We start from the raw sequence: 24,153 nt of genomic DNA, 5'->3' as shown, positions 1-24,153 counted from the left end.
TCCAAAGGTTTCGATAATTTTTTTCTATCTGTTAGCTGTTATGACAGTGATGTTGCGGTGATAAATATTTCTTCGCGGATCACTTCCTGCTTGGCGGCACTGACCGTCGGGTGGTTCCGGGTAACGATATCCGTTAGCAAGAAACCACTATTGCGTAATAATGCCGCCGCTTCTTCCGGCGTGTAAAGGATAAAGCCATAAGCTGTAAAAGGGAGCTGTTCCATGAATTCCCGGCTGGCAATCGCAAGGCAGAAAACACCATTTGGCTTCAGAATCCTTCTGATTTCAGCAAGTTGCGTTGCTGGATTTTGCCAGAAATACAATGTATTCACTGTAAATATCCTGTCGAATGTATGATCAGAAAAAGGAAAATGCGTGCCATCGGTCCACTCGAAGGTCGCCTGTCCCGCATCGACGTGCTGTTCGTTGATTTTCCGGGCCGCCTCGACCATTGTTTCGGAGATGTCCACTCCCGTATAATGGATGTTGCTGCCTTTGGATAATACATATCCGGCAAACCGTCCGTTTCCGGGTCCGATTTCCAATATACGATCGCCGTTGGCACAATTCAGCAGGTCAATAGCATGCCGGGTCATATCGCCGTTGCTGCTGTTCATACGCTCGGCTACCCCGATCCCGGTATCTCCTGTTGGTTTGGCTAACTGGGTGGCTACTGCTTTGTAGTCTATTGGTTCGTCCATTGCAGCTGTGTTAACGTTTATCTACACTGTATTTGCCCGGTCCTACAAAAGCCAGTCCCAGGAATACAATACCCATTTCGATGGCATGGGATGCGGTCATTAACCCATCACCCGACTTCAAATGATGCAAAGTAGCCATCAGCATGGTAAAAGCCAGCAAAATTGCTGCAGGACGGAAGAAAAAACCAATGATCAGGCATACTCCACCTGCGGTTTCTACGATAGCCGCAAGTAACCCCCAAACGACGGGAAGGAAATGAATACCGATATGCCGCATTGCCTGGCCCACACCTTCCCAATATGCCGGGCCACCTATAAGTTTTGGGTAACCATGTACGATAAACATGATACCCAGTCCCAAGCGGATGAGCAATAATCCACTGTTCCTGAATCTGCCCCATGATGATAATGCTGCCATACTGATTGTTGATTTTATCTACTGTGTTATTTTATTCCACGCAAATTGACTTATCTTTGCGCAAAGATGCAAATTGCAGCACTCATCTTTCTGTAAAATTGATTTCATTACCCACTAATTAGCTGAACGACATTGAGTAATATCGCTTTACCATTTAAACGCTATACCATCACATCCGCATTGCCATATGCGAATGGTCCGTTACATATTGGGCATCTGGCTGGGGCATATATCCCTGCGGATATCTATGTTCGCTTTCTACGGCTGCACGGTAAAGATGTGGTATATGTGTGCGGTTCGGATGAACACGGTGCCGCCATCACCATCAAGGCCAAGAAAGAAGGCACAACACCTCAGGCCATTATTGATAAATACCATGCTCAAATTAAAGATAGCTTTGCGCAGTTCGGAATTTCATTTGATATTTATCATCGTACTTCCGAACAGTTGCATCACGAGTTGTCCCAGGAATTTTTTCTCAATTTGTATGAAAAAGGGGAGTTTATTGAACAGGTAACCGAACAATATTACGATGAGGAATATCATCAGTTTTTGGCCGACCGTTACATTACCGGTACATGCCCCAATTGCAAAAGCGAGGGCGCGTATGGTGATCAATGCGAAAAATGCGGCACGTCACTCAATCCAACGGACCTAATCAATCCTATTTCCACACTCAGCGGCAAACCGCCGGTGCTCCGTGAAACTAAACATTGGTATCTTCCGCTGGATAAATACCAGCCCTGGCTGGAAAAATGGCTGCTCGAAGGAAAGAAAGATGTACTGAAACCTAATGTATACGGACAGTGCCGTTCCTGGCTTAAGTCCGGATTGCAGCCGCGTTCGATGACGCGGGATCTCGACTGGGGTGTGGACGTGCCACTGGAAGAAGCGACAGGCAAAAAACTATACGTATGGCTCGATGCGCCAATTGGCTATATTTCGGCAACAAAACAGTGGGCGCTGGATACTGGAAACGACTGGGAGAAATATTGGAAGCAACAGCCCGATCCGGCTGACAATACCTGTCTGATCCATTTCATCGGTAAGGACAATATCGTGTTCCACTGTATTACCTTTCCCAGTATTCTTCACGCACATGGTGAATACGTATTGCCTGAAAATATTCCGGCTAACGAATTCCTTAACTTGGAGGGAGAGAAGTTGTCTACATCCCGCAACCATGCGGTGTGGCTACATGAATACCTGGAAGAGTTTCCGGATAAGCAGGACGAACTGCGATATGTCCTGACATCCATATTGCCGGAAACATCGGATAGTGAATTTACCTGGAAAGACTTCCAGGCCCGCGTGAATAACGAACTGGTTGCTATTTTGGGTAATTTTGTCAATCGCGTGCTGGTGCTTTCGCATAAGTACTTTGACGGGAAGGTAATGCCTGCGGAAGGACTGACCGAGACCGATCGGTTCATCTTCTCCGAATTGGAACGATACCCGCAGCATATTGCTGCCTCACTTTCGCAATATCGCTTTCGCGAAGCGCTGGCCCAGGTAATGAATGTGGCCCGACTGGGAAATAAATACCTGGCCGATGCTGAGCCATGGAAATTAATCAAAACTGATGAGTCGAGGGTGAAGACGGTGTTAAATGTGAGTTTGCAAATTGCCGCAAACCTCGCCGTACTGGCGCAGCCTTTCCTGCCGCATACAGCAGATAAGCTGTTTACCATGCTTAATCTGGAAGCCAGAGATTGGAAAACCGCAGGCGGGGATACACTTCTGCCAGCCGGCCATCAACTGGGACAGGCACAGCTTCTTTTTGAAAAAATTACTGACGAACAGGTAGATCATCAGCTCGAAAAGCTTGCCCGCGCCCGGCAAACGGCGGAAACTGTAGCGAAGACAATCCAGCCGCTTAAAGATAATGTTGCATTTGAGGACTTTATTAAATTGGATATCCGTACGGCAATCATTACAGCGGCAGAAAAAGTGGCGAAGACCAAAAAACTCCTTAAGCTTACGCTGGATACAGGTGCTGACCAACGCATTGTAGTATCCGGTATTGCGGAATTTTTTGATCCTGAAGCTATTATCGGTAAGCAGGTGTCTTTGCTGGCTAACCTGGAACCACGCGAAATAAAGGGAATTCGATCGCAGGGGATGATCTTGATGGCTGAGGATGCTGATGGGCGGTTGGATTTTGTGGCACCGCAAACAGCCACGGCGCCCGGAAGCATTATCCGTTAACTTTTTTGTTTGATGGTTTGGCGAAGCAGCGTGATAACCTCTTTGGCTGCCTTCACGTCGTGTACGCGCAAAAGCTGAACTCCGCTGTTTAATAATAACGCATGGAGTGCGGTTGTGCCGTTCAATGCCTCTTCAGCAGTAATTCCGAGTGTCTTGTAGATAAGTGATTTGCGGGAGACTGCGCCAAGCAACGGGCATCCAAAAACATGGAATTCACCCATGCGGTTCAATAGCTCAAAATTTTGGGGCATCGTCTTTCCAAAACCGGGTCCGGGATCCAGGATAATATCCTTTACACCGAGAGCCTGTAGACTGGCGACCCGTCGGCCAAAATACAAGGACACTTCCCGAACAATATCAATGTCATCGGTCTTTTGATGCATGGTTTTATGTGTTCCACGGACATGCATGAGGATATAAGGTACATTAAGCTCGGCGACGGTGGCAAACATCGCCTCGTCAAACGTACCGCCTGATATATCGTTGATGATGTGCGCCCCGGCTTCCACCGCCCTCCGGGCTACTTCAGACCGGAAGGTATCGACCGACAGGGGTACAGTGTCTCCAAATGCTGTACGAAGTGCTATTACAACCGGGATTAGGCGGCTGATCTCTTCCTCTATTGAGATGTGTTCGGCATTTGGGCGTGTGGAAAAAGCACCAATGTCCAACAGGTCCGCACCTTCGGTAATTAACTTTTCCGCCTGTGCCAGTGCTGTCTGTACTGTGTTATAACGTCCGCCATCAAAAAACGAATCCGGGGTAACATTGAGGATACCCATGATTTTGGGAGCAGACAGGTCCAATAAGCGGCCACCTGCATTAATGGTTAAGCGTGTCGCGCTATATCGCATATTATTTCCGGATAAAGGTGAACCTGCCCCCAGCTTCCAACTTGATAACCACGGATGGTTTGCCGACCGCTGAATCTTCCCGGCCGTATTCCGCAATATAGTCTACACCGCGGCGTATTTCTTCTGAAATATCCGCGTAATTTCCAGGTGCGGGTTGACCACTGATATTGGCGGAAGTGGAGAGGATCGGTTTGCGGAAGCGCTGAAGCAGACGCTCACAAAAGGGATGTTTAACAATACGGATCCCGATGCTGCCGTCAGTAGCCAGCACATTTGAGGCGAGATTCTTTGCTGAAGAATATACGATGGTAAGCGGCCGCTCAGTATATTCAATAAGCTGATAGGCGATTTCAGGAACATCCGCGACATAGCTTTCCAATTGGTTTTCGTGATGCAGCAGTGTGATAAAACTTTTGTCTGACTGGCGTCCCTTCAGTTGATACACTTTTTCAACAGCGGCCGGGTCCGTTGCATCGCAGCCGATCCCCCAAATGGTATCAGTAGGGTAGAGCAGGAGCCCACCTGTACGAAGCGTATCCAGAGCTTGTTGGATATCCAACGGCTGTACGGTGTTAATCATGATATCTTTTCCATAGCGCAGGGTGGTGAAGCCGACGCCAGTATATCCTTATTTCCGATAATCGATCGCTACCAGATGCATAACCGGATTACACCGCAACATGATGTTCGCGTAGCGCATCGTTGAGTGATGTTTTTTTATCCGTGGACTCTTTCCGTTTGCCGATGATCAGTGCACAGGGTACCTGATACTCGCCAGCCGGAAATTTCTTGGAATAAGACCCGGGGATTACCACGGACCGCGCAGGCACTACGCCCTTGTATTCCACGGGCTCCGGACCGGTTACGTCGATAATTTTAGTCGATGCGGTAAGTACAACATTTGCCCCTAACACAGCCTCGGATTCTACATGTACGCCTTCTACGACAATGGCTCGCGACCCAACAAATACGTTGTCTTCAATAATGACCGGCGATGCCTGTATAGGTTCCAGTACGCCGCCAATGCCTACCCCGCCGCTCAAGTGCACGTGTTTGCCGATTTGGGCGCATGACCCTACAGTAGCCCAGGTATCTACCATGGTACCTTCATCAACATACGCTCCGATATTGACATAGGAGGGCATCATAATTACACCTTTGGCCAGGTATGCGCCATAGCGGGCGATGCCATGGGGCACTACACGGACACCGAGTTCTTTGTAATTTGTTTTCAATTTCATCTTGTCATGGAAGACAAAAGGTCCCACCTGTTCCTCTTCCATTTTCCGGATTGGAAAATAAAGGATGACGGCCTTTTTTATCCAATCGTTTACATGCCAGCGACTGCCAACGGGTTCTGCCACACGCAATTCACCGCGATCCAGCCGCTGTATAATGGCTTCAACAGCTTCGTTGTATTCTTTATATTCCAACAATTGCCGGTCGTCCCAGGCAGCTTCAATCCGTTTCTTTAATTCAAAAATCATAGCAAGGTAATATGTTGTAATCTGAAGAACAAAGTAAGTAAATTCCGATGATATCTTCGTGCCAACATTGATAAATCATGAGATTTGGGGATTAATCGCTAATTTTGTGATCATGGCAAGTGCATCAGAGAAATTACGGATCGATAAATACTTATGGGCTATTCGCTTATTCAAAACCCGTAGCCTGGCCACGGATGCTTGCAGAGCGGGGCGGGTTAAGTGGGGAGGACAGCAAGCGGTAAAACCATCCCATATTGTAAAAATCGACGATAACTATCATGTGCAGAAGGGGGTAGAAAAAAAAGTGTTGCGTGTCACTGGTTTATTGGACAAGCGGGTGGACGCGAAAACGGCAGTGAATTTTTACGAGGACCTTACCCCCGTAGAGGAAACATGGGGTTACAAATCACTGATTCACGCTTCCACGCTTAAAAGAGACCGGGGTACAGGCCGTCCGACAAAGAAAGACCGCCGGGAGATCGATGAATTGCAAAGTGACTGGTGGGAGAAGGAGGAATGAGTTAAGCTAATTGCTGTAAAAGCACTTCCATATCAATATCACTATGCGATGCGTGATATATACATTGATCTCCTTTAATTAATAATAACTGGGGCGATTCATGCTTAATACCCCACCATTCCGCAATCGCATTGGAGATTTCGCGAAATGCAATAAGGTCTAGGAAGTACAGCGTAATATCATCCGGGACAGGGGGGCTGGTGTATTCGATGTTACGTTTTGCCATACCGCTTACGGGACAGCGTGTACTGTGTTTAAAAATAATATAAGTTTGTTCGGGATTGTTCCTGATAGCCTCCAATTGATCTATTGAACGCAATGTTATCCAGTTCATTCGTTTAAGGTCTGTTAAATTTATGTGCTTCTATATTGACAAGCGCTGCAGCCAGCGGATAGGTTATGGTTGTGGTGCTGTCATCTCCACTGAAACGGGTAGGTAATACCAGTCCTCCCCCAATATCTTTAAACCCGCTTATTGCGTAATAAACCGGCTGATCGGTCTGACTGGGTAGCCAATGCTGGATGTGGCCCGTCTGCTCATTGATATATAACAGGCCCTTCACAGAAGTTTCGAAACTGGTTTTATGATTTTGAAGCTTGATTACTTTGAATCGTTTAGCGCCTATTAGCTTTTCTTCCTCTACAATATAGGAAACATCTTTTCCTTCCAGCGACGTTGGAAGAAACAATAAATTAGCATCCATTTCGAATGCCGAAAGTGCTTCCTCAACGAGCGTTGTCGCCTGCTGGTCTTCCTGCCGTTCCTCATTCACATATGCTGCACCTGATGACGTCTTTAAATTGAATAATACTACCAACGTATCCTCATCGGCAGTAATCCCTTCAAATCTGCAATCACCCGTCTGTTTATCCCATAAATACCGGCGTTCGCCCTGCACGAAATGCTGGCCCTTTCCGCCGAGACAGCTAAACATAAAATACCTTGCTTTCTGCCAGTTTTCTTTTCCGCCGACACCTTTCCAGATCTTGGCTTCCAGGGCGGTATCTGCCGTCTGGCCATAAGAAGTAGCACAATAACTAAATAAGGATAATAATATGCTTAGATAGATTTTTACGTGATTATCCATCATCCCTCAAGTCTCTGTCAATAACCAGTTCGCAGATAACCCAAACGTTTAAGTGTCCAGGCGGCGACTGCATTGTCTAAGTGAAGTTAACAATTATCGAATGCGTTTTGTTTTCGGATAGGTATTATAGGCCGCGCACGTTTTCCTTGAGCAGGATTGCAATGCTAAGCATCCAAGCAATATAAAAATCAAACCAATCGTGATCGTCTTTTTCATGTCAGCGGATTTCGTTTACAAAGATAACTATTTTGTTAAAACTTGTATAACCCGTACTAATCCATGCCTGCAACCGGAGGAACATGCCGATTGCTTAATGCCGCCATCTGGATTGCTGTAATAGCGGCCTCTTCCCCTTTATTGCCATGTATGCCTCCCGACCGATCCAGCGCTTGTTGCAGGTTATCTGTAGTCAAAACGCCAAAAATAACCGGCTTATTGTATTTTATTGCCACCTGGGTAACACCATGCGCGACGGCACTGCAGATGTAGTCAAAATGGCGGGTTTCCCCCTGTATTACACAGCCTAAACAGATGACAGCATCCAAAGACGGGTCACGAAGCAAAATATCAGCCCCGGTAGTTAATTCGTAACTGCCGGGTACCTCGGCAAGCTGAATGTTTTCATCGTGTGCGCCATGTTTTTTCAGTGCCTGTAATGCACCGTTCAATAAGCTTTCGGTTACCTGAGCGTTCCACTGGGAAACCACAATGCCAAATCGGTAAGGTGCGGCTGAAGCCACATGGAGATGGGAAAAGTCCGATAAACTTTTGAGATTGCTGGCCATAGCAAATACAGAAATGTGTGGGGCAGGTGAGTGCCGCCGTTGCTAATATATTAGGTAGGCTACAACTGTGCTTCCGCACGGGCTATGTAGCTTTCTACTGTGGAGGCCTCATGGCTCTCCGGATAATCTGCCTGGATCTGTTTGTAAACCGCTATTGCCTGTTTAAAATCATTCTGTGCTTCATACACAAGTCCTAATTTCTTCAGCAAAAGAGGAGACGTAAACATATTCTGGTTTTTTTCGGCAGCCTTTTTATAATAGGAAGCCGCTTTTTTATAGTCTTTAAGTTCACTGTGTGCATCGCCAAGCAACCCGATAACCAGCGGATCAAGAATGGTACTACCCGTATTGCTATATTTTTCCAATGCATTTATGGCCTCTTGGTATTTGCCTTGGCGTAAATACAAACCGCCCAAATAGGCGTTCGCAATATTAGCAGACTTTGTATTTTCGTATTCATCCGCAATTTCTTTAAATCCGGGATAGGATCCATCTCCCTCAATTGCTCTTTGCTGCAATGAGTCGATAGTCGCGTATGTCTCTGCTTTGTAGAGTTGGTTCGCAGCTGTCTCCGCCCGTGGCGCCAAATAAAACCGCTGATAACCGATGTATAACAGAATCAATACGACGATTGCACCAAGGATGAAGACCAGACTTTTTTGATTTTCAAGGATGAAGCTACCGCTTCCCTTTTTAACCGGAGCAGTCACCGTAGCTTTATGTTTTTGATTACTTGACATTTCTGTGTTTAAAATTCGGACTGCAAAAATACACTTTTACAAATGATATGCAAGTTTTGTCTCCGAAATACTATGCATCCATATTTTTCCGTCTATCCAATTCTTCGTAGATGGAATTATTACTCTTGAACTCGGGAACCATTTCCTTCATTTTGAATACGATCTCCCGTTCATTTTGATGTCTGGCGCTTGCAACTAGGTTGTCAATTTGTTTATTGACGGCTTCAAAATCATAATCTCTTACTTTGGCGATCATGATCTTGTGATGGTGTGTAGGTAAGGTGTTTTCTAAATCGTTCAACAACTCTTCGTATAATTTTTCGCCGGGGCGAAGCCCTGAATATTCAATCGTAATATCTTTGTTGGGTACAAGGCCGGATAATTTGATCATTTTGTTTGCCAGTTCCACAATTTTTACCGATTCACCCATGTCAAATACATAAATCTCTCCGCCTTTTCCCATGGAGCCTGCCTCCAGTACCAGTTGGCAGGCTTCGGGAATGGTCATGAAAAAACGGGTGATTTCAGGATGGGTTACCGTTAGTGGACCGCCTTTTTCTATCTGTGCCTGAAATCTAGGTATTACAGAGCCGTTGGATCCTAGTACATTCCCGAATCGGGTGGTAATAAAAAGTGTGTGCGCTTGGCCATTATTGCCCTCCAGCAATGTGTTTTTTTGCAATAGGTGGTTGAAATAAGTTTGTACGTAGATCTCCGCAATGCGTTTGGATGCACCCATTACGTTCGTGGGATTTACCGCTTTATCTGTAGAGATCATAACAAATTTTTCGACACCATACTGTACGGCCAAACGGGCAAGCAGACGGGTACCCATGATATTCGTCCGGACGGCTTCCACGGGATGGTTTTCCATCATCGGCACATGTTTATATGCCGCGGCATGATATACGTAATGTGGCTTGAATGTGCGGAACAACGACTCCATACGCTCTTCATCACGGATATCACCAATATAAGCGTGGTATACCTGACCTTTTTGGCTTTCCAGCAATTCCAGGTGCAATTCGTGCAAGGGTGTTTCAGCTTGGTCATTCAGGATGACCATCTGGGGTGCATAATGTCCCAACTGCCGTGCAATTTCACTGCCGATGGATCCGGCAGCACCGGTTACTAAAATCCGTTTGCCTTTCAGCTGCCGACTGATGGATTGATTGTTGATTTTAATGGCCTCGCGTTCGAGCAGGTCCTCAATCCGCATCTTCTGGATATGGCTTGCATTAACTTCGCCGTTGATGAGGCGGTGAACCGGTGGCATGGTAAGCACCTTTACGTTTTTTTCCAGGCACAAATCGACGATTCTGGTCTTCTTCTCAACCGGGATATTATGCGTGGAAATGATCAACTCGTCTACTTTTCCCAATAGGATGAGCTGCTCGAAATATTCCGTATCATAAATCCGTACACCATCAATGACCTTACCGATTTTCTGTGCGTTGTCGTCAATGAAACCAACAACGACGTTGTTGGTGTTATGATCGTGATCCAGGGTCCGTTTAGTGGCAATACCTACATCGCCGGCACCATATATAATTGTCTGCCGCCGGTTGACCTTCATGTTTTTAATGTATAAAAAGAAAAGCTTAACCGCAGACCGATAGGTAATGAGAAACAGAAAGCTCATTAATCCATAAGCAATTAACAGGCTGTTGGTTAATATCGGCGCACGGTTGAATGCGATCAGTATATTGTTCAAGAGAAAGAGGATGACAACCGTTAGTGATATGGATGATAGGATACGTACGGAATCCAATGCACTTGTATACCGCACGATACCGGCATACATTTGCAGCCGGTAAAATACCATCATATTAACACCTAAGAGAATCAGCAGGTTCCGGCTGAATGTCGTCGAATGGATTGCCTGATAATTGAAACCATTTAATAATAATGACGCAAAGAACAATGCTACAGCGCTGCAGCACAAATCCAGCATAAAAATCACCCAGCGGGGTACGATGCTAAACCGATCAAACATTTAGTTTATTGTATAGGGTGACAATTGATAGTTTTCAAATATACTATTTTCCGATAGAAAAAAAGATTCAGCGGCTCATTTGCTTTTTTAGCCATTTACCGGAAATTTTAATGCAGGCAAAGCCCGTTGTCTATCGTTATTGTTAATAACTTTGATTATTTTCGCGTATTAACAATTTTGCGAATGTGAACCCTATGAGTGAGCTATCTAAATTGGCGCGTCAGGCGTTACTACAGCCCCAAGAAGCTGTATTGGAAAACCGGAAAAAGAAAGACAGCCTCTTCATTGGAATACCTAAAGAAATCAGCTTTCAGGAGAACCGTGTTCCCTTAACACCTCTTTCCGTGGCGCTGCTCATTGAAAACGGCCATGAAGTAGTGTTGGAAAGTGGTGCCGGAAACGCCGCCAATTTTTTAGACCATCATTACAGCGAACAGGGAGCACGTATTGTACACAACAAAGAAGAAGTTTATAAAGCTAATATAGTCATCAAGATTGCCCCGCCCACACTAGAAGAAGTAGAGCTGATGCGGAGCGGACAGATGTTGCTTTCCTCTCAACAGCCGTCGCTGATGAGTCTGGAGCTGCTGCAGGCGTTGATGAAAAAGAAGATAACGGCTTTATCGTATGAATACCTGCGCGACGAGGGGGGCACGCTTACTGTCGTGCGGGCGATGAGTGAAATTGTCGGCGCTACTTCAGTGCTAATAGCGGCAGAATATCTCAGCAATGTTTTTGATGGAAAAGGATTGATGCTTGGTGGAATTACCGGTGTTCCCCCGACGGAAATGGTTATCATTGGAGCGGGCACGGTAGGGGAGTTTGCTGCACGGACAGCCATTTCACTGGGTGCACAGGTTAAGGTATTTGATTCCTCTGTTTACCGACTCAGGCGGTTGCAGAATAATGTGGGAAGCCGGGTGTTTACTTCGGTTATTCAGCCAATCGTTTTGCGCAAGGCGGTGATTTCCTGTGATGTGGTGATCGGCGCCATCCGTGCGACCAATGGCCGGAGCCCCTGTGTCATCAGCGAAGAAACTGTCGCTAAAATGAAGCCGAATTCGGTACTGATCGATGTAAGTATCGATCAGGGTGGATGTTTTGAAACTTCTCAGATAACGAATCATGCGGAGCCCGTGTTCCGGAAATATGACGTTATCCATTACTGTGTTCCCAATATCGCATCGCGGGTCGCCCGTACTGCAACCTACGCACTAACCAATATCCTTACGCCAATCCTGCTGGATGTCGGAGAAATGGGGAGTGTAATGAATCTGATTTGGTCAAGGCCCGGTATCCGCAATGCGATATACCTTTTTCAGGGACACCTTACAAATAAAGATATGGCCAATAAGTTTGGGATGACACCAAAAGACCTGGATTTACTGGTTATCTCTAACCATTAAACCGGTATTATACCGTCATAATATCTTTTTCCTTGGCTTCGGCAAGCCGGTCCACTGCGACAATATACTTGTCTGTCAGCTTCTGTACTTCAGCTTCCCCAGCTTTGATCTCGTCTTCGGAAACACCGTCGTTTTTAAGCTTTTTGATCCCGTCATTGGCATCTTTGCGTAAGTTCCTTACGGTTACGCGGCCTTTTTCGGCTTCTTCTTTTACCTTTTTTACAAGATCCCGTCTGCGTTCTTCGGTAAGGGGAGGGATAATCAGCCGGATGACATTACCGTCATTTTGGGGTGTTAAACCAATATTTGCATCCAGAATAGCTTTTTCAATGGCCGATAGCATGTTTTTTTCCCAAGGCTGTATCATCAGTGTACGAGCATCGGGGGTATTGATATTGCTGATCTGCGCTAAGGGTGTGGCAGTGCCGTAATAATCCACATATATGCCGTCAAGCATGGAAGGCATGGCCTTTCCGGCGCGGATTTTGGTCAGTTCAGATTCGGTATGAGCCACTGCCTTACCCATTTCGGCGGCACTGTCTTCTAATTGTAGCGCTATAAGTTCGTCCATGTCATTTATTTATTTGATAAAAACAACTATTCTTTCACTAACGTCCCAATGGATTCGCCATTGGCAAGCCGTGCCAGATTCCCTGGTTTGTTCATGTCGAAGACAATAATGGGTAATTTGTTCTCCTGGCATAATGTGAAAGCGGTCATGTCCATCACATTCAGTCCGCGGTTGTAAACGTCTTGAAAAGTGATCTCGTCAAACCGTGTGGCTTTCGGATCTTTCAGCGGATCTGCTGTATAAATGCCATCTACGCGGGTTCCTTTGAGTACGACATCTGCATTGATTTCGATAGCACGTAACGAAGCGGCTGTGTCGGTAGTAAAATAAGGGTTTCCGGTACCTGCACCAAAAATAACAACCCTTCCCTTTTCAAGGTGCCGGACGGCACGCCGTCTGATGAACGGCTCACAGATCTGCTCCATTTTAATTGCAGTGAGCAGCCGGGTTTTGATCTGTAGCTTTTCCAAAGCATCCTGCAGTGCCATGCTGTTGATAACGGTAGCCAGCATGCCCATGTAATCTGCCTGCACACGATCCATTCCGGCCTGTTCGGCACTAAGCCCACGGTAGATGTTACCGCCACCGATTACGATGGCTATTTCCATTCCCTTACCGTGGATTTCTTTGATATCTTTGGCGTATTGAAGGACCCGGTTAATGTCGATGCCGTAGCTCTGATCACCCATCAGCGCTTCACCGCTGAGTTTCAGAAGGATGCGTTTATATTTCATATATTATTGCCTTGGGAAAGACTTTTCAACCGCCAAAGATAAAAGTTTTTTTGTACCGTCGGCCCGTCAATCGCAAGAAATCGGTTATACCTGGGCTACGCTGAAGCAACTTCTGCAATGACTTCCTGATAATACTGCTCATAAAGCGGCATAATATTGGCCAGCTGAAAATCTTTTGCCCGGTTCAGGGCAGCTTCCTTAAACTGCTCAAGCCGGTCATTATCCTCCAGGATATGAATGGCATTGGCCGCCATATCATCGACATCACCTATCTCGCTGAGGTAACCGGTAACCCCATTGTGATTTAGCTCCGGTAGTCCACCGGTATTGGATGAAATAATGGGTACTTTACAGGCCATAGCCTCCAATGCCGCAAGCCCAAAACTTTCCGAACCCGATGGAATCAGGAATAGATCAGATACAGACAGGATTTCTTCAATGGCATCCTGCTTGCCGAGAAACCGGACATCATCAGCGACACCGAGTTCACGTGACAATTGTTCGGCATGCGTGCGCTCCGGTCCGTCACCTACCATCAGCAGTTTACTCGGTATTCTTTCCTTTACTTTTTTGAATATCCGGATTACATCGGTTGTGCGCTTTACTTTCCTGAAGTTAGACGTATGCACCAATATCCGTTCATCACCAGGGGCAATGGCCTGCTTAAAATGCTGCCGCGGTTTGAGGCTAAACCGGGCGAGATCGATGAAATTGGGTATGACGCGGATTTCACGATGAATATCAAAGTGGTTCAATGTTTCTGCTTTCAGGTTCTGCGAAACGGCGGTAACCCCGTCCGATTGGTTAATGGAAAAGGTAACGACCGGGCTATAACTTGCGTCTTTGCCAACCAGCGTAATGTCTGTGCCATGCAGCGTAGTTACCACCGGAATTTTGATGTTATAAGTTGCCAGTATCTGTTTGGCCATAAAAGCGGCAGAGGCGTGGGGAATTGCGTAATGAACATGTAGGATATCCAGTTGTTCAAAGCGGACCACATCGACCAATTTACTGGCAAGCGCTAATTCATAAGGGGGGAAATCAAAAAGCGGATATTTGGAAATGGTAACTTCGTGATAAAACAGGTTTTCAGAAAAAAAATCAAGTCGTGCCGGCTGGCTGTACGTGATGAAATGGATCTGGTGCCCATGGGCAGCTAACGCTTTCCCCAATTCCGTTGCTACTACACCACTTCCGCCGAAGGTAGGATAGCATACAATGCCTATTTTCATTTGAATATGTTATTTGTAATATAAACTGCCGCAGGCGTCCACATAGGGAGCCTGTACTTTTACCTATCACAAAATACGGGTATTTTTCTCGATGGTTAGCTCATCTGAACGTAAAAAGATTGCGGGATTGAGCGCCTTGTTATTGTTGTACACATAGTCGCTGGGTTAGCGGCCGCTGGCCGTCTGTGGCGGAACAGGGTACTGTGCCATCACCTGGGCAACTACTTCGGGCAGCTTATTGATCGCGTCTTCGGGGGTCCGTACCTCACCCGTACCCCTTGCCTGCCAGATCACGGCGTCCGTCTTTCGTTCCCGGGCTTCAATGATAATGTGTCCTGCACGGTACAATGTTTTCCCTGCCGGTTGATTCCAGCCCATATGCCATCCCCCCCACATCCAAGGGTTGTACCCCCACATTCCCCATGGATAAAAACCATAAGCAGGAGCATATAACGGCTTGCTTTTATTGTTTACAATGGCAATATACCGGAATAGTAGATCGGGGTTGTCTTTGGTATAGGTCAGTCCACGGGCCTCCAATTCCCGGTTCGCCGTTTCCATAATATTGTTTTGTGCAATATCGTTATCAAAATACGACTTGGAAAGCGAATCTACCGGTGGTAACCAGCCATAGGTATGGAACTGCGAAAAGTCTCTTCCGGTCATTTTGGTCGTATGATACCGGTATGAAGAACAGGAAAGTGCCACCATGACCAGTGGCAGCATATATATAATCAGCTTTTTCATTTGTCAGCCTCCTTTCGGTATAGACAATCGCCTACGTGGTGATCAGTCATTCATTAGACGATTAATCCCGAAAAAGGTTTAACGGATTTTAATAGTAATCAGCTGGACTGAAGGGTTAAAGGGGGTATTTGGCTACCAGCGGCATCACCCGTCCGCCACCAAATGCCTTATTACTTATTCGTAGTATAGGCGGACTTTGGAAACGTTTGAATTCTGCCTGGTTGACCAGTTTCAGGATGCGGTTTACCAATGCGGGGTCGAAGCCCAGACCAACAAGTTGCTCTGCGCTTTTTTCATGTTCGATATATTGAAAGAGTACCGCATCCAACAGCTCGTATTCCGGCAGTGAATCGCTGTCCTGCTGGTCTGGCCGTAATTCCGCGGAAGGTGGCTTTATCAACGTGTTGTGGGGTATGAGTATCCGGTCGCGGTTAATGTAGTGCGCCAATTGATATACCTGCGTCTTGTACACGTCGCCGATTACGCCCAATGCGCCTGCCATATCCCCGTACAGGGTGCCGTAGCCAACGGCAGCTTCGCTTTTATTGGATGTGTTCAGAAGAATGTAACCGTGTTTATTTGCCACCGCCATCAACAGGGTGCCGCGAACGCGGGCCTGGATATTTTCCTCGGTGATATCCGGCGGTAGCCCTTTAAAAGCAGTCGTTAACTGTTGGTTGAACGCTTCGGCGATGGGTTGTATAGGAATGATTTCATGCAGGCATCCGGTGTAGTGTACCAGATCAAGCGCATCGCTGACAGAATGATCGCTTGAATACACGGAAGGCATAAGGACGGCCATCACATTCTCTGGTCCCAACGCCTCACATGCAAGTGCCGCAACGACCGCGGAATCGATTCCTCCTGATAATCCCACTACCGCTCGCGTAAATCCCGATTTTTTGAAATAATCCCGAATGCCAAGTAACAATGCCTGATAAATCAGGACAATTTCATCCGGTTGCTGCAGATCGCTGTGCTTTTGCAGCGGTGCAATCTTGTTGTTTTCAAGCCGGTAATAACAAATATCCTCTTCGAAAGGTGCCATCGTATCCACCAGCTCACCTTCGTCTGAAAGGATAATGGACCGGCCATCAAAAATGATATCAGCATGTGCCCCCACCTGGTTCAGGTACAGCAGCGGCAGTTTCGACCGTTTCGCTTCTGTCTGCAATACAGCAATGCGCTCTTGCTGGTGGCTGTATGAAAATGGCGATGCGGCAATGTTGATTATAATGTCCGGCTGTTCTTCACGTAGCTTGTCCATCGGACTCCCCGCGTATAATTTAGGCTCCGCAGCATTCCAGAGGTCCTCACAGATAGTCAGTGCAATCCGGTGTCCCTGATAAGATATGCATTGATACGTATCGGCCGGTTGGAAATAACGGTATTCATCAAATATGTCATAATCGGGCAACAATCCTTTGTTGACGATTTGCTGTACTTTGCCTTCAGCTAAAAAGACTGCCGAGTTGAACAGCGCTTTACCCCTGCCTGTCGTGTTGGACAAAGGCACGCCAATAATGCAGGCAATGCCAAGACTTTGTTCGGCGATCTGAAGCAGCGACTGCTGGCAGGCCGCCAGAAAAGCGTCGGACCGTAATAAATCCTTTGCCGGGTAACCGCCAATCGCCAGTTCGGCAAACACAATAAGGTCGGCCCCCTGATCCCGGGCTGAATGAATGGCCCGGATTATTTTAGCAGTATTTTGCTCAAAATTACCAATGTGGTAGTTGAGCTGTGCCAGCGCGATGATCATGTACGTTTATTAAGCCTGGTTAGAAAAAAATAGCGAAGTTGAATGCGGCATACGAGTTCCGTGGTTCGCCGGCTCTGATAGCCTGCGTAAATCCGTTGTTGAACGTCAGCCCGGTCATCATCACCAGGTTGTGATCCAGTTGCCATTCAACGCCACCCCCAATCTGCAATGCCAGACGCAGTAAATCTGCCTCCTTGCCCAGGGAAGTACGGGTATCGGCACCTTGTTGTTTTTCTTTCGCATTCAATTTAAAACCAGCGGTGAATCCGAATAGCCCGTAGTAACTGCGGAAGTACCGCTGGGTACTTTTCAATTTTAGCGCAATGGGTATTTCCGCATACTGAATCCGGTATTCCCGGTCTATCGTTGCGCCGGCCACATCCGCGGCGGGTCCAGTGCTTTTTGTGTTCAATGTGTTGATTAATAATCCTGAAGCAAAATAATAGTTCTCCGAAAAGGCGAAATCCGCCAATAAGCCATAGGCATACCCCAATTTTGCCGCTCCCTGGTATTGGTCTGAATCGCCATACCGCATCCATCCCATATTGGGTGAAAACGTGATACCCAGCGATATGGGTTTGTATTGATAAGTAGAACTGTAGTAGTCCTGTGCCGAGGTGCGGCCACTCAGGGTAAGTAAGATAACTAAAAGTAAAAATGGGGTGATGCGTCGTAACATATGGGTTGCGTTATACCTGTGGGCTGTCTGAATACCAACTTTTCATTAACTTCGTTGCCAACAACGAAACAAAAATAATGCTTGAAATTCGAACGCCGCTAATTTATGGCTTTTTTTTGATTATCGTCCTGGCTTCCTGCGGAGGGAGGGAGCGCATCGACGTCAGCCACATTGATGTGGTTGTTCATATCGAGCGATTCGATAAGGCATTGGACAGCCTCCATCGGGATAATATCCTTCAGAAGAACCGGGAGTGGCTTAACCGGTATGATTATTTCTATGCCGATTACATGCAGCATATGCTGGAGGCCGGTAATCCACTGGATAGCCTGCGCATTGCAGCAGTTTTGAAACAGGTAATTGAAACGGATGATTTTAAGGCGTTGAAAAGCAGTGTTTACACTACCTATCCGGATATGGTAGCGCAGGAGGTGGGACTAACCGATGCATTTAAGCGATTGAAATACTATTTTCCGGAAATGACTGTTCCGCGATTCATTGCCTTTTTTTCGGGATTTGCCATGCAGGTTCCTGTCGGACAGGGCTACATTGGCATTGGACTGGATATGTTCCTGGGGGAGGATTCCGAATTTTATCCGGCGCTGCGCGAGAGCATTCCGCATTACCTGTCACGCCGGTTCACCCCTGAAAATATCGTTCCCCGTGTGGTGGAGACCTATATACGCCAGGAGTTACTGCCGCAGAACGACCTCGATGTCAACCTCCTTCAGCATATGGTATATCAGGGGAAAATCCTTTATATGATGGATCAGGTACTGCCGGATGTGGCGGATAGCCTTAAAATCGGATATACCGGACAGCAGCAGGAATGGGCAGCGAACTATGAGCGGGATATATGGGCCTGGTTTTTACAGGAAGAATTGTTATACGATGCCAATTATTACCGCATTCAGAAATACCTCGGCGAGGCGCCCTTTACACCTGAGTTAGGGGAAGGGAATGAATCGGCACCCAAATTAGGTGTTTTTATCGGATGGAAAATTGTACGGAATTATATGGACCGACACCCGGAGGTTTCGCTTCCGGCGCTGCTTGCTAATAAAGATGCCCAGCAGATACTGGACGAATCCAGGTACCGGGGAGGCCGATAAGGGCTTATTTTATTTCTTAACCTCTACTTCAAAGTCCAACGTCAGGAATGGGCCAATGCTACCCGTAGAGCTTCCGGTAAGGCCATAGGCATGGGCACTTGGCGTGAAGAACCTGATTTTTCCACCTTTCTTAATCAAGGGGATGATCTTAGGCCACGCCTCAATGGTACCGCCGCCTAAACTGAATTCTGCATCCGTTCCTGAATCGATAGTAACACCCGCGGGGTTCCGCAGGGTATAATCCACTGTTACCGTGGAATCCGTAGTTATCACATCGCCATCACCCGGCGTAATGATATGGTAGTAAATATTATCTTCCCGTTTGGTAAAATCAGCGATATCCAATCCTGCTTTGGCAATTGCGTTACGAATCACGCCGTCTTCATAATCTTCAAAATTATCATGCACGATTACCTCGTAATCCATCGACGCATTGGGGGGAACGCCGAGCGCCGTATTACCTTTGCGCCCATACATCAGACGGGAGGGAACGATGATGCGGATCTTGCCGTTGGTACGCTGTAATGCTTCCCGGATAACTTCTTTAAAGTCGCCGGTTTGCTCAACCGGTGAGTTTGGCAGGCCGGCGAGGGATGATCCAAACGGGAAATAACCGAAATATTCGCCATATCGGTTATTCCTGTCTAGGGTATCATTGGCGTTGTATACCCCGTCGTGACTTTTGACGGTATACACAATCGGGTAAACCTGATCATAACTGATCGGCCTTCCGGTGCCTTCCTCCAGTACCTCGTAAAAAAGATCGGTTTCTTTATACCGCTGCACATTCAGGTTGTTCTTCCGGATGTAGTCCTGGATATTGATACTATCCATCTCCTCAACCGATTGATATTCCTTTTTCTCACAACCTGCCAGTGATATAATCATTGCCAGTCCGGCAGCAGCAAAATAAGAAGTCGATTTGGTCATTTTTTATGTGAAATACTTTATTTACTAATAGTTACAGCCGTTACTCCGCATCATCATCGGGCGAATGGATGTCGAGTACCTCGATATCAAAGACCAGTGGTGTGTTGGGTGCAATGCCATTACTACCGCCATTCCGGTATGCCCAGCGTGAGGGTGTTGCAATTCGGATTCGAGAACCCTTCTTCAAACCATTTTCGGTTAGCCCAGAAAGCGATCGCCCTTCAATCTGTCGTGGTAAAAAAGCATACTGCCAAGCATAGATGGTTCTGCCCAGTGACATCTCTACACCAGCTGATTTTTCTTCAACCACCGTATTGTCAAGTAACTTCAAGGTATACTTCACTAAGACCTCGGGCGCTTCCACATACGGTTCATTTGGATTCTGTGCATTTTGGATGATTTTATATTCATAAGAATCAGGATCACCCTCCTCAAGCACTTCATACCATATGCCCAGCGTTTCATTTAGCTGTGGGTTGTCGAAATTTTCTGTTGCATATTTTTCCAACAGGGGTTTCTCGAGCTCAAACTGCGCACTTTCATCAAACGAATCCTCTTTCAGACAGGAAGAAAAACCCATCGTGACAACCAGGCCCAATACAAGTAAATTTACTTTTTTCATGTTGTTCATGTTAGTACCTTGCAATCGCAAAGTTATTTAAATAATCCGATTAATAGACCAATTAACACAATTTAACAAACCACCGGGCAAATGCGATTGCCGGTGGTACTATGCGTTTTATAACGTTGGGTTGTTCCAGATTGCTACACCCAAAAGCGAAATTACAACAACTCTAAAAGCTTTTTGCTGTCCAGGTATTGGAAGCTGCGGTGAATCATCCGGAAATCCGGATCCAACAAAAGCGTTACAGGTACGTTAAATTGGCCGTTCCGCGAACCCAGCAGTAATGCGATATCGTGAAAACCTTTTCTGCGTTTGGTTGCCCGCCGGTTTAGAAACAGCTGCCCGTCAAAATGAATAGCATCGGTCGACTCGGCATCAAACTTTACCGCATAATAGGCGGCATTTACCCGGCGTACTACTTCGGGATTGGTGAAAACCTCCCGGTGCATTTTGTGACAATAAACACACCAATCGGTATAGAAGCTGATTAGCACTTTTTTAGGGCTATGGACCAGGGAGTCGGACAGCTGCTCAAATGTCAGCCAGTTAATCTGCTGCTTCTGCACTGCCCTGACTATGGTAGGCCCTGGGAGAACGACGCAAGCCGTGAGGCAACAATGGGAAATAAACGTCCGCCGGTTCATATCAATAAAAGTATTTCAATGGAAGTGTCCGATTTTTAACCCGAGGAAATAAGTGCGTGGCCTCGCCGGGCCGTAAATATAGTCCGAGTCCCTTGCCGGACCCATATCAAAATCTTTTTGATAGCTATTCAACAGGTTTTGCACCCCTCCGCTTAACTCTATGCTAAAGTCCGTTTTAATCTTAAATACATAACCTAGACGCATGTTAAGTTCAAAAAACTCCGGGGTATTTTTTAACAGGATGAAAGCATTGTCATTTACCACGTGCGGAGCAATCATAGACCCCGTATATGTACCGGTTACGTCGACACTGAGCTGCTCGGTTGCTTTCCAGTTACTGCTGATATAGCCGTATACATTAGGCGATTTTACAAATTCATCCGTAGTTACTGCCGGCAGTTCCGCAGTACCATCAAAGAGTACCTGGGCCTCACGGTAGCGCGAGCGCTGTACGGTGCCCCCGGCCTGCAGGCTATAGCGGGCAGATGGTGCCATACTCAGCTCGATATTGGTGCCGGTCACATAAGCTCCTGCGCCATTCCGCATTTCCTCAAGCAGTACACCTGCCAGCTCCGTGGACAACACATTTGTGAACGGGTTGCGCAGATCGGTGTAAAAGCCTTCAACCAATGCACTGAACTGCGTGTTTCCAACATTTTTCATCAAGTTCAGCGAGGCCGTGTAGGCATTGGAATACTCGGTTTTCAGGTTGTCGGAAATCAGGACAAACACCTGCTGGCCTCCAACGGACGATACGTGCATATCTTCATTGAATGCCTGCGGCGCCCGGAAGCCACGGGCATAACCACCCCGGAACTGTAGGTCGTCCGTAATGTTGTACAGCAACGTAAGCCGCGGACTGAGCACACCGGTACGGACGTCGCCGATCCGGTTGATGTCACGGAGCGTATAGCGGCCATTGATGGTCACATAGTCATAGCGCGCACCCACGAGCGCTGTAAATGCACTCACCGGTTTCCATTCGTATTGTGCGTAAAGCCCGGTGCTGTTGGAGGTCTGGTCAACCAAACGTGCATATCCGGCGATTTCATCCTGGGTATCGTTAAGCTGATGTTCGGCACCGGCGGTCAGCACATCATTCGCAAAGTTGTGCGTGAACTGTAGCCCGCCTACCCACGCCAGGTCATCGGTATGGCCATAGGCGTTGCTCGCCAGTAAGCTGTCCGCAGGTGTCCTGTTTCCTCCCAGACCGCCGTAGAAACTATTCCTTTTTCCCTTCTGTGCCGAAGTGTAAACCGAAAATTTATTTCTGTAATCCGTGCTGTAATGATCAAATGTAAGTCCACCCAAAAACGTGCTGTAATCCAGCTGTTCCGTAATGTCAGTAAAGTGCGGGGCCAGGTCGAGACGGTCCCCGCCACGCCGAAATTCGTTGATCACACTGAAATCCAGTGTTATCCGGTTAACATCGGACGGCATATAAAACGCCTTTCCACCAAATGTTGTGTTTTTCAGCTTGGTCATTTCCGTAAATCCGTCCCCATTGGCATCAAATGCTTGCCGATTACGGTTCATACCATAGAATGTTACACCCGTGGCCAGGTCTTCCGAGATAATTGAGGCATTGAAATCGACGGTGTTGTCCCATTTGGAACCATCGACCAGTGCATTGGTGGAACCGATCTGCCAGGTGTTTTCCACCGGGTCCTTGGTAATCACGTTGATGGTTCCGGCAATGGCATTCGATCCGAATAGCGCTGATCCGCCACTCCGTACTACCTCAATGCGGTCGACCATGCTGGTGGGGATCTGATCAAGACCATATACACTACTAAGGGCGCTGAACACGGGGCGGCTATTAATCAGAATCTGGGAATATGCACCGCCCAGCCCATTGAGTCTTACCTGCGTAAATCCGCAATTCTGACAGTTGGTCTCTACGCGTACACCCGGTTGGTAATTCAGTGTTTCGGACATGGCGACAGATTGTGTTGCATTGAATATTTTCGGGCTGATCACATTTACAATGACCGGGGCTTCCCGACGGTCAACGCCGTAACGGGTGGCACTGACGACAACTTCATTTAAGTTGAGGCGATCTTCCTGTAATATCACGTCAATATGGGTGACTTTGCCGGATGAAATCACAATAGACTTCCGGTGGGGCTGGTAACCCACAATGCGTATCCATGCGCGGTATTCACCGGGAGGGAGATGGAATTCAAATTTTCCATCTGCGGCGGTTGTGGTACCTAAATCGGTGCGTTCAATGGTAACGGATGCTTTGTCAAGCGGGAGGGAATCAGTAGAGGTAACCTTTCCGGTCAATATACCGGTGTCCTGTGCATGAAGATGGCCGGAGAGCAAATTTAACAAACCAACCAAAAAAAGATGTTTTAACAGTGCCGGAAAGGGGACAGGCTTGATGCGGGAGAGAAAGAATAGCTTCATTAACAACTAATTTTACTGTTTAACCATAACCAATACAAGAATAACTCCTGCAAAGGTAGTCATAAAGTTTGATTAGCCTAACATTTTAATTAGGATAATCTAAAATTAGTGTTAGTTGTTGTTGTATCCTAAATCAACTTGTTGTTTTCATCAGGAAAGACCAATATCGGCTGATGCGTTTTTGCAGCTTCAAATTCCATTTGTGCGTATGAAATAATGATGATTACATCACCTACCTGTGCAAGCCGGGCTGCGGCCCCGTTCAGGCAGATCGTACCCGAGCCCCGTTCCCCCTTAATTACATACGTTTCAAAGCGGGCTCCGTTGTTGTTGTTTACGACCTGCACCTTTTCGTTCGCAAGCATATTCGCCGCATCCAGCAAATCCTCATCAATCGTGATACTTCCCACATAGTTCAATTCTGCCTGTGTGACCCGCACCCGATGAATCTTGGATTTCAATACCTCTATGATCATGGTACAAAGATACGGAAAATCTAACTATT

Annotated in this window: 25 protein-coding genes; 4 read left to right on the top strand and 21 right to left on the bottom strand. The window is 46.9% G+C overall.

What is annotated here, in order from left to right; all coding sequences use genetic code 11:
- Positions 1-38: 38 nt before the first annotated feature.
- Both NEV57_RS06080 and NEV57_RS06075 read right to left on the bottom strand, forming a co-directional pair.
- Positions 39-701 carry a class I SAM-dependent methyltransferase gene (locus NEV57_RS06080; RefSeq protein WP_257657409.1) on the bottom strand — a complete coding sequence of 221 codons (663 nt, stop codon included), beginning with the start codon at positions 699-701 and terminating at the stop codon, positions 39-41.
- A gap of 10 nt (positions 702-711) precedes the next feature.
- Positions 712-1,119 carry a DoxX family protein gene (locus tag NEV57_RS06075; protein ID WP_257657408.1) on the bottom strand — a complete coding sequence of 136 codons (408 nt, stop codon included), beginning with the start codon at positions 1,117-1,119 and terminating at the stop codon, positions 712-714.
- 132 nt (positions 1,120-1,251) lie between these two features.
- On the opposite strand from NEV57_RS06075, the gene metG reads away from it, so the two are divergent.
- A complete protein-coding gene (metG, locus tag NEV57_RS06070) occupies positions 1,252-3,327 on the top strand; it encodes a methionine--tRNA ligase (protein ID WP_257657407.1) in 2,076 nt (691 codons plus the stop codon).
- On the opposite strand, the gene folP is transcribed toward metG, so the two are convergent.
- From folP to NEV57_RS06055, 3 genes are all read right to left on the bottom strand, one after another.
- Positions 3,324-4,181 (bottom strand): dihydropteroate synthase, encoded by an 858-nt coding sequence (gene folP, locus NEV57_RS06065; protein WP_257657406.1) that lies wholly within the window; start codon positions 4,179-4,181, stop codon positions 3,324-3,326. The two genes, metG and folP, sit on opposite strands and share 4 nt — an antisense overlap.
- Before the next feature lies 1 nt (position 4,182).
- Positions 4,183-4,761, bottom strand: coding sequence for an L-threonylcarbamoyladenylate synthase (locus tag NEV57_RS06060; protein WP_257657405.1), 579 nt, complete (start codon positions 4,759-4,761; stop codon positions 4,183-4,185).
- 88 nt (positions 4,762-4,849) lie between these two features.
- Positions 4,850-5,668, bottom strand: a complete 819-nt coding sequence (locus tag NEV57_RS06055) for a 2,3,4,5-tetrahydropyridine-2,6-dicarboxylate N-succinyltransferase (protein ID WP_257657404.1) — start codon at positions 5,666-5,668, stop codon at positions 4,850-4,852.
- Positions 5,669-5,780: 112 nt separating this feature from the next.
- On the opposite strand from NEV57_RS06055, the gene NEV57_RS06050 reads away from it, so the two are divergent.
- Entirely contained in the window at positions 5,781-6,188 is a 408-nt protein-coding gene (locus tag NEV57_RS06050; RefSeq protein WP_257657403.1) for an RNA-binding S4 domain-containing protein, read from the top strand.
- A 1-nt stretch (position 6,189) separates the two neighbouring features.
- On the opposite strand, the gene ytxJ is transcribed toward NEV57_RS06050, so the two are convergent.
- From ytxJ to NEV57_RS06025, 5 genes are all read right to left on the bottom strand, one after another.
- Positions 6,190-6,522, bottom strand: coding sequence for a bacillithiol system redox-active protein YtxJ (gene ytxJ, locus NEV57_RS06045; protein WP_257657402.1), 333 nt, complete (start codon positions 6,520-6,522; stop codon positions 6,190-6,192).
- A gap of 4 nt (positions 6,523-6,526) precedes the next feature.
- Positions 6,527-7,279: a hypothetical protein gene (locus NEV57_RS06040; RefSeq protein ID WP_257657401.1), complete on the bottom strand. Its 753-nt coding sequence runs from the start codon at positions 7,277-7,279 to the stop codon at positions 6,527-6,529.
- Between the two features lie 269 nt (positions 7,280-7,548).
- Positions 7,549-8,061 (bottom strand): 6,7-dimethyl-8-ribityllumazine synthase, encoded by a 513-nt coding sequence (ribH, locus tag NEV57_RS06035; RefSeq protein ID WP_257657400.1) that lies wholly within the window; start codon positions 8,059-8,061, stop codon positions 7,549-7,551.
- A gap of 59 nt (positions 8,062-8,120) precedes the next feature.
- Positions 8,121-8,801, bottom strand: a complete 681-nt coding sequence (locus NEV57_RS06030; protein WP_257657399.1) for a tetratricopeptide repeat protein — start codon at positions 8,799-8,801, stop codon at positions 8,121-8,123.
- A 70-nt stretch (positions 8,802-8,871) separates the two neighbouring features.
- On the bottom strand, positions 8,872-10,797 hold the full coding sequence (locus NEV57_RS06025) for a polysaccharide biosynthesis protein (protein WP_257657398.1): 1,926 nt from the start codon (positions 10,795-10,797) through the stop codon (positions 8,872-8,874).
- Between the two features lie 194 nt (positions 10,798-10,991).
- Here NEV57_RS06025 and NEV57_RS06020 point away from each other — a divergent pair, with 194 nt between their 5' ends.
- Positions 10,992-12,203, top strand: coding sequence for an alanine dehydrogenase (locus NEV57_RS06020; RefSeq protein WP_257657397.1), 1,212 nt, complete (start codon positions 10,992-10,994; stop codon positions 12,201-12,203).
- Positions 12,204-12,210: 7 nt separating this feature from the next.
- On the opposite strand, the gene frr is transcribed toward NEV57_RS06020, so the two are convergent.
- From frr to NEV57_RS05990, 6 genes are all read right to left on the bottom strand, one after another.
- Positions 12,211-12,774: a ribosome recycling factor gene (gene frr / locus NEV57_RS06015; protein WP_257657396.1), complete on the bottom strand. Its 564-nt coding sequence runs from the start codon at positions 12,772-12,774 to the stop codon at positions 12,211-12,213.
- A 26-nt stretch (positions 12,775-12,800) separates the two neighbouring features.
- A complete protein-coding gene (gene pyrH / locus NEV57_RS06010) occupies positions 12,801-13,508 on the bottom strand; it encodes a UMP kinase (RefSeq protein ID WP_257657395.1) in 708 nt (235 codons plus the stop codon).
- A 95-nt stretch (positions 13,509-13,603) separates the two neighbouring features.
- A complete protein-coding gene (bshA, locus tag NEV57_RS06005; protein WP_257657394.1) occupies positions 13,604-14,740 on the bottom strand; it encodes an N-acetyl-alpha-D-glucosaminyl L-malate synthase BshA in 1,137 nt (378 codons plus the stop codon).
- Between the two features lie 165 nt (positions 14,741-14,905).
- Complete coding sequence (locus NEV57_RS06000; protein WP_257657393.1) at positions 14,906-15,487, bottom strand: DUF4136 domain-containing protein; 582 nt, start codon at positions 15,485-15,487, stop codon at positions 14,906-14,908.
- 115 nt (positions 15,488-15,602) lie between these two features.
- Positions 15,603-17,246: an NAD+ synthase gene (locus NEV57_RS05995; protein ID WP_257657392.1), complete on the bottom strand. Its 1,644-nt coding sequence runs from the start codon at positions 17,244-17,246 to the stop codon at positions 15,603-15,605.
- A 19-nt stretch (positions 17,247-17,265) separates the two neighbouring features.
- Positions 17,266-17,925, bottom strand: a complete 660-nt coding sequence (locus NEV57_RS05990) for an outer membrane beta-barrel protein (protein ID WP_257657391.1) — start codon at positions 17,923-17,925, stop codon at positions 17,266-17,268.
- Positions 17,926-18,002: 77 nt separating this feature from the next.
- Between NEV57_RS05990 and gldB the strand changes: the two genes are divergently transcribed.
- Positions 18,003-19,037 carry a gliding motility lipoprotein GldB gene (gldB, locus tag NEV57_RS05985; protein ID WP_257657390.1) on the top strand — a complete coding sequence of 345 codons (1,035 nt, stop codon included), beginning with the start codon at positions 18,003-18,005 and terminating at the stop codon, positions 19,035-19,037.
- Positions 19,038-19,046: 9 nt separating this feature from the next.
- On the opposite strand, the gene NEV57_RS05980 is transcribed toward gldB, so the two are convergent.
- The 5 genes from NEV57_RS05980 to panD form a co-directional block, all read right to left on the bottom strand.
- Positions 19,047-19,967: an FKBP-type peptidyl-prolyl cis-trans isomerase gene (locus tag NEV57_RS05980; protein WP_257657389.1), complete on the bottom strand. Its 921-nt coding sequence runs from the start codon at positions 19,965-19,967 to the stop codon at positions 19,047-19,049.
- A gap of 40 nt (positions 19,968-20,007) precedes the next feature.
- Positions 20,008-20,589 carry an FKBP-type peptidyl-prolyl cis-trans isomerase gene (locus NEV57_RS05975; protein WP_257657388.1) on the bottom strand — a complete coding sequence of 194 codons (582 nt, stop codon included), beginning with the start codon at positions 20,587-20,589 and terminating at the stop codon, positions 20,008-20,010.
- A gap of 161 nt (positions 20,590-20,750) precedes the next feature.
- The gene (locus NEV57_RS05970; RefSeq protein ID WP_257657387.1) at positions 20,751-21,158 is read right to left on the bottom strand and encodes a thioredoxin family protein; all 408 of its coding nucleotides are present in this window, start codon (positions 21,156-21,158) and stop codon (positions 20,751-20,753) included.
- A 93-nt stretch (positions 21,159-21,251) separates the two neighbouring features.
- Positions 21,252-23,648: a TonB-dependent receptor gene (locus NEV57_RS05965; RefSeq protein ID WP_257657386.1), complete on the bottom strand. Its 2,397-nt coding sequence runs from the start codon at positions 23,646-23,648 to the stop codon at positions 21,252-21,254.
- Positions 23,649-23,776: 128 nt separating this feature from the next.
- Positions 23,777-24,124, bottom strand: a complete 348-nt coding sequence (gene panD, locus NEV57_RS05960) for an aspartate 1-decarboxylase (RefSeq protein WP_257657385.1) — start codon at positions 24,122-24,124, stop codon at positions 23,777-23,779.
- Positions 24,125-24,153: the final 29 nt, after the last annotated feature.

This window comes from Parapedobacter lycopersici (assembly GCF_024643285.1).
Lineage (GTDB): Bacteria > Bacteroidota > Bacteroidia > Sphingobacteriales > Sphingobacteriaceae > Parapedobacter > Parapedobacter lycopersici.
Note: the sequence above shows the minus strand (reverse complement) of the source record. Positions and strands in the feature narration are given on the sequence as shown.

Bases quoted from the DNA above. Each gene is read 5' to 3' on its own strand.
- NEV57_RS05990 (WP_257657391.1), bottom strand. From the start codon at position 17,925: ATGTTACGACGCATCACCCCATTTTTACTTTTAGTTATCTTACTTACC.
- NEV57_RS06050 (WP_257657403.1), top strand. From the start codon at position 5,781: ATGGCAAGTGCATCAGAGAAATTACGGATCGATAAATACTTATGGGCT.
- ytxJ (WP_257657402.1), bottom strand. From the start codon at position 6,522: ATGAACTGGATAACATTGCGTTCAATAGATCAATTGGAGGCTATCAGG.
- panD (WP_257657385.1), bottom strand. From the start codon at position 24,124: ATGATCATAGAGGTATTGAAATCCAAGATTCATCGGGTGCGGGTCACA.
- NEV57_RS06040 (WP_257657401.1), bottom strand. From the start codon at position 7,279: ATGATGGATAATCACGTAAAAATCTATCTAAGCATATTATTATCCTTA.
- ribH (WP_257657400.1), bottom strand. From the start codon at position 8,061: ATGGCCAGCAATCTCAAAAGTTTATCGGACTTTTCCCATCTCCATGTG.
- frr (WP_257657396.1), bottom strand. From the start codon at position 12,774: ATGGACGAACTTATAGCGCTACAATTAGAAGACAGTGCCGCCGAAATG.
- NEV57_RS05980 (WP_257657389.1), bottom strand. From the start codon at position 19,967: ATGACCAAATCGACTTCTTATTTTGCTGCTGCCGGACTGGCAATGATT.
- folP (WP_257657406.1), bottom strand. From the start codon at position 4,181: ATGCGATATAGCGCGACACGCTTAACCATTAATGCAGGTGGCCGCTTA.
- bshA (WP_257657394.1), bottom strand. From the start codon at position 14,740: ATGAAAATAGGCATTGTATGCTATCCTACCTTCGGCGGAAGTGGTGTA.
- NEV57_RS06080 (WP_257657409.1), bottom strand. From the start codon at position 701: ATGGACGAACCAATAGACTACAAAGCAGTAGCCACCCAGTTAGCCAAA.
- NEV57_RS06075 (WP_257657408.1), bottom strand. From the start codon at position 1,119: ATGGCAGCATTATCATCATGGGGCAGATTCAGGAACAGTGGATTATTG.
- NEV57_RS06030 (WP_257657399.1), bottom strand. From the start codon at position 8,801: ATGTCAAGTAATCAAAAACATAAAGCTACGGTGACTGCTCCGGTTAAA.
- NEV57_RS06000 (WP_257657393.1), bottom strand. From the start codon at position 15,487: ATGAAAAAGCTGATTATATATATGCTGCCACTGGTCATGGTGGCACTT.
- NEV57_RS06020 (WP_257657397.1), top strand. From the start codon at position 10,992: ATGAGTGAGCTATCTAAATTGGCGCGTCAGGCGTTACTACAGCCCCAA.
- NEV57_RS05995 (WP_257657392.1), bottom strand. From the start codon at position 17,246: ATGATCATCGCGCTGGCACAGCTCAACTACCACATTGGTAATTTTGAG.
- NEV57_RS05965 (WP_257657386.1), bottom strand. From the start codon at position 23,648: ATGAAGCTATTCTTTCTCTCCCGCATCAAGCCTGTCCCCTTTCCGGCA.
- NEV57_RS06025 (WP_257657398.1), bottom strand. From the start codon at position 10,797: ATGTTTGATCGGTTTAGCATCGTACCCCGCTGGGTGATTTTTATGCTG.
- NEV57_RS05975 (WP_257657388.1), bottom strand. From the start codon at position 20,589: ATGAAAAAAGTAAATTTACTTGTATTGGGCCTGGTTGTCACGATGGGT.
- pyrH (WP_257657395.1), bottom strand. From the start codon at position 13,508: ATGAAATATAAACGCATCCTTCTGAAACTCAGCGGTGAAGCGCTGATG.
- gldB (WP_257657390.1), top strand. From the start codon at position 18,003: ATGCTTGAAATTCGAACGCCGCTAATTTATGGCTTTTTTTTGATTATC.
- NEV57_RS06055 (WP_257657404.1), bottom strand. From the start codon at position 5,668: ATGATTTTTGAATTAAAGAAACGGATTGAAGCTGCCTGGGACGACCGG.
- NEV57_RS06060 (WP_257657405.1), bottom strand. From the start codon at position 4,761: ATGATTAACACCGTACAGCCGTTGGATATCCAACAAGCTCTGGATACG.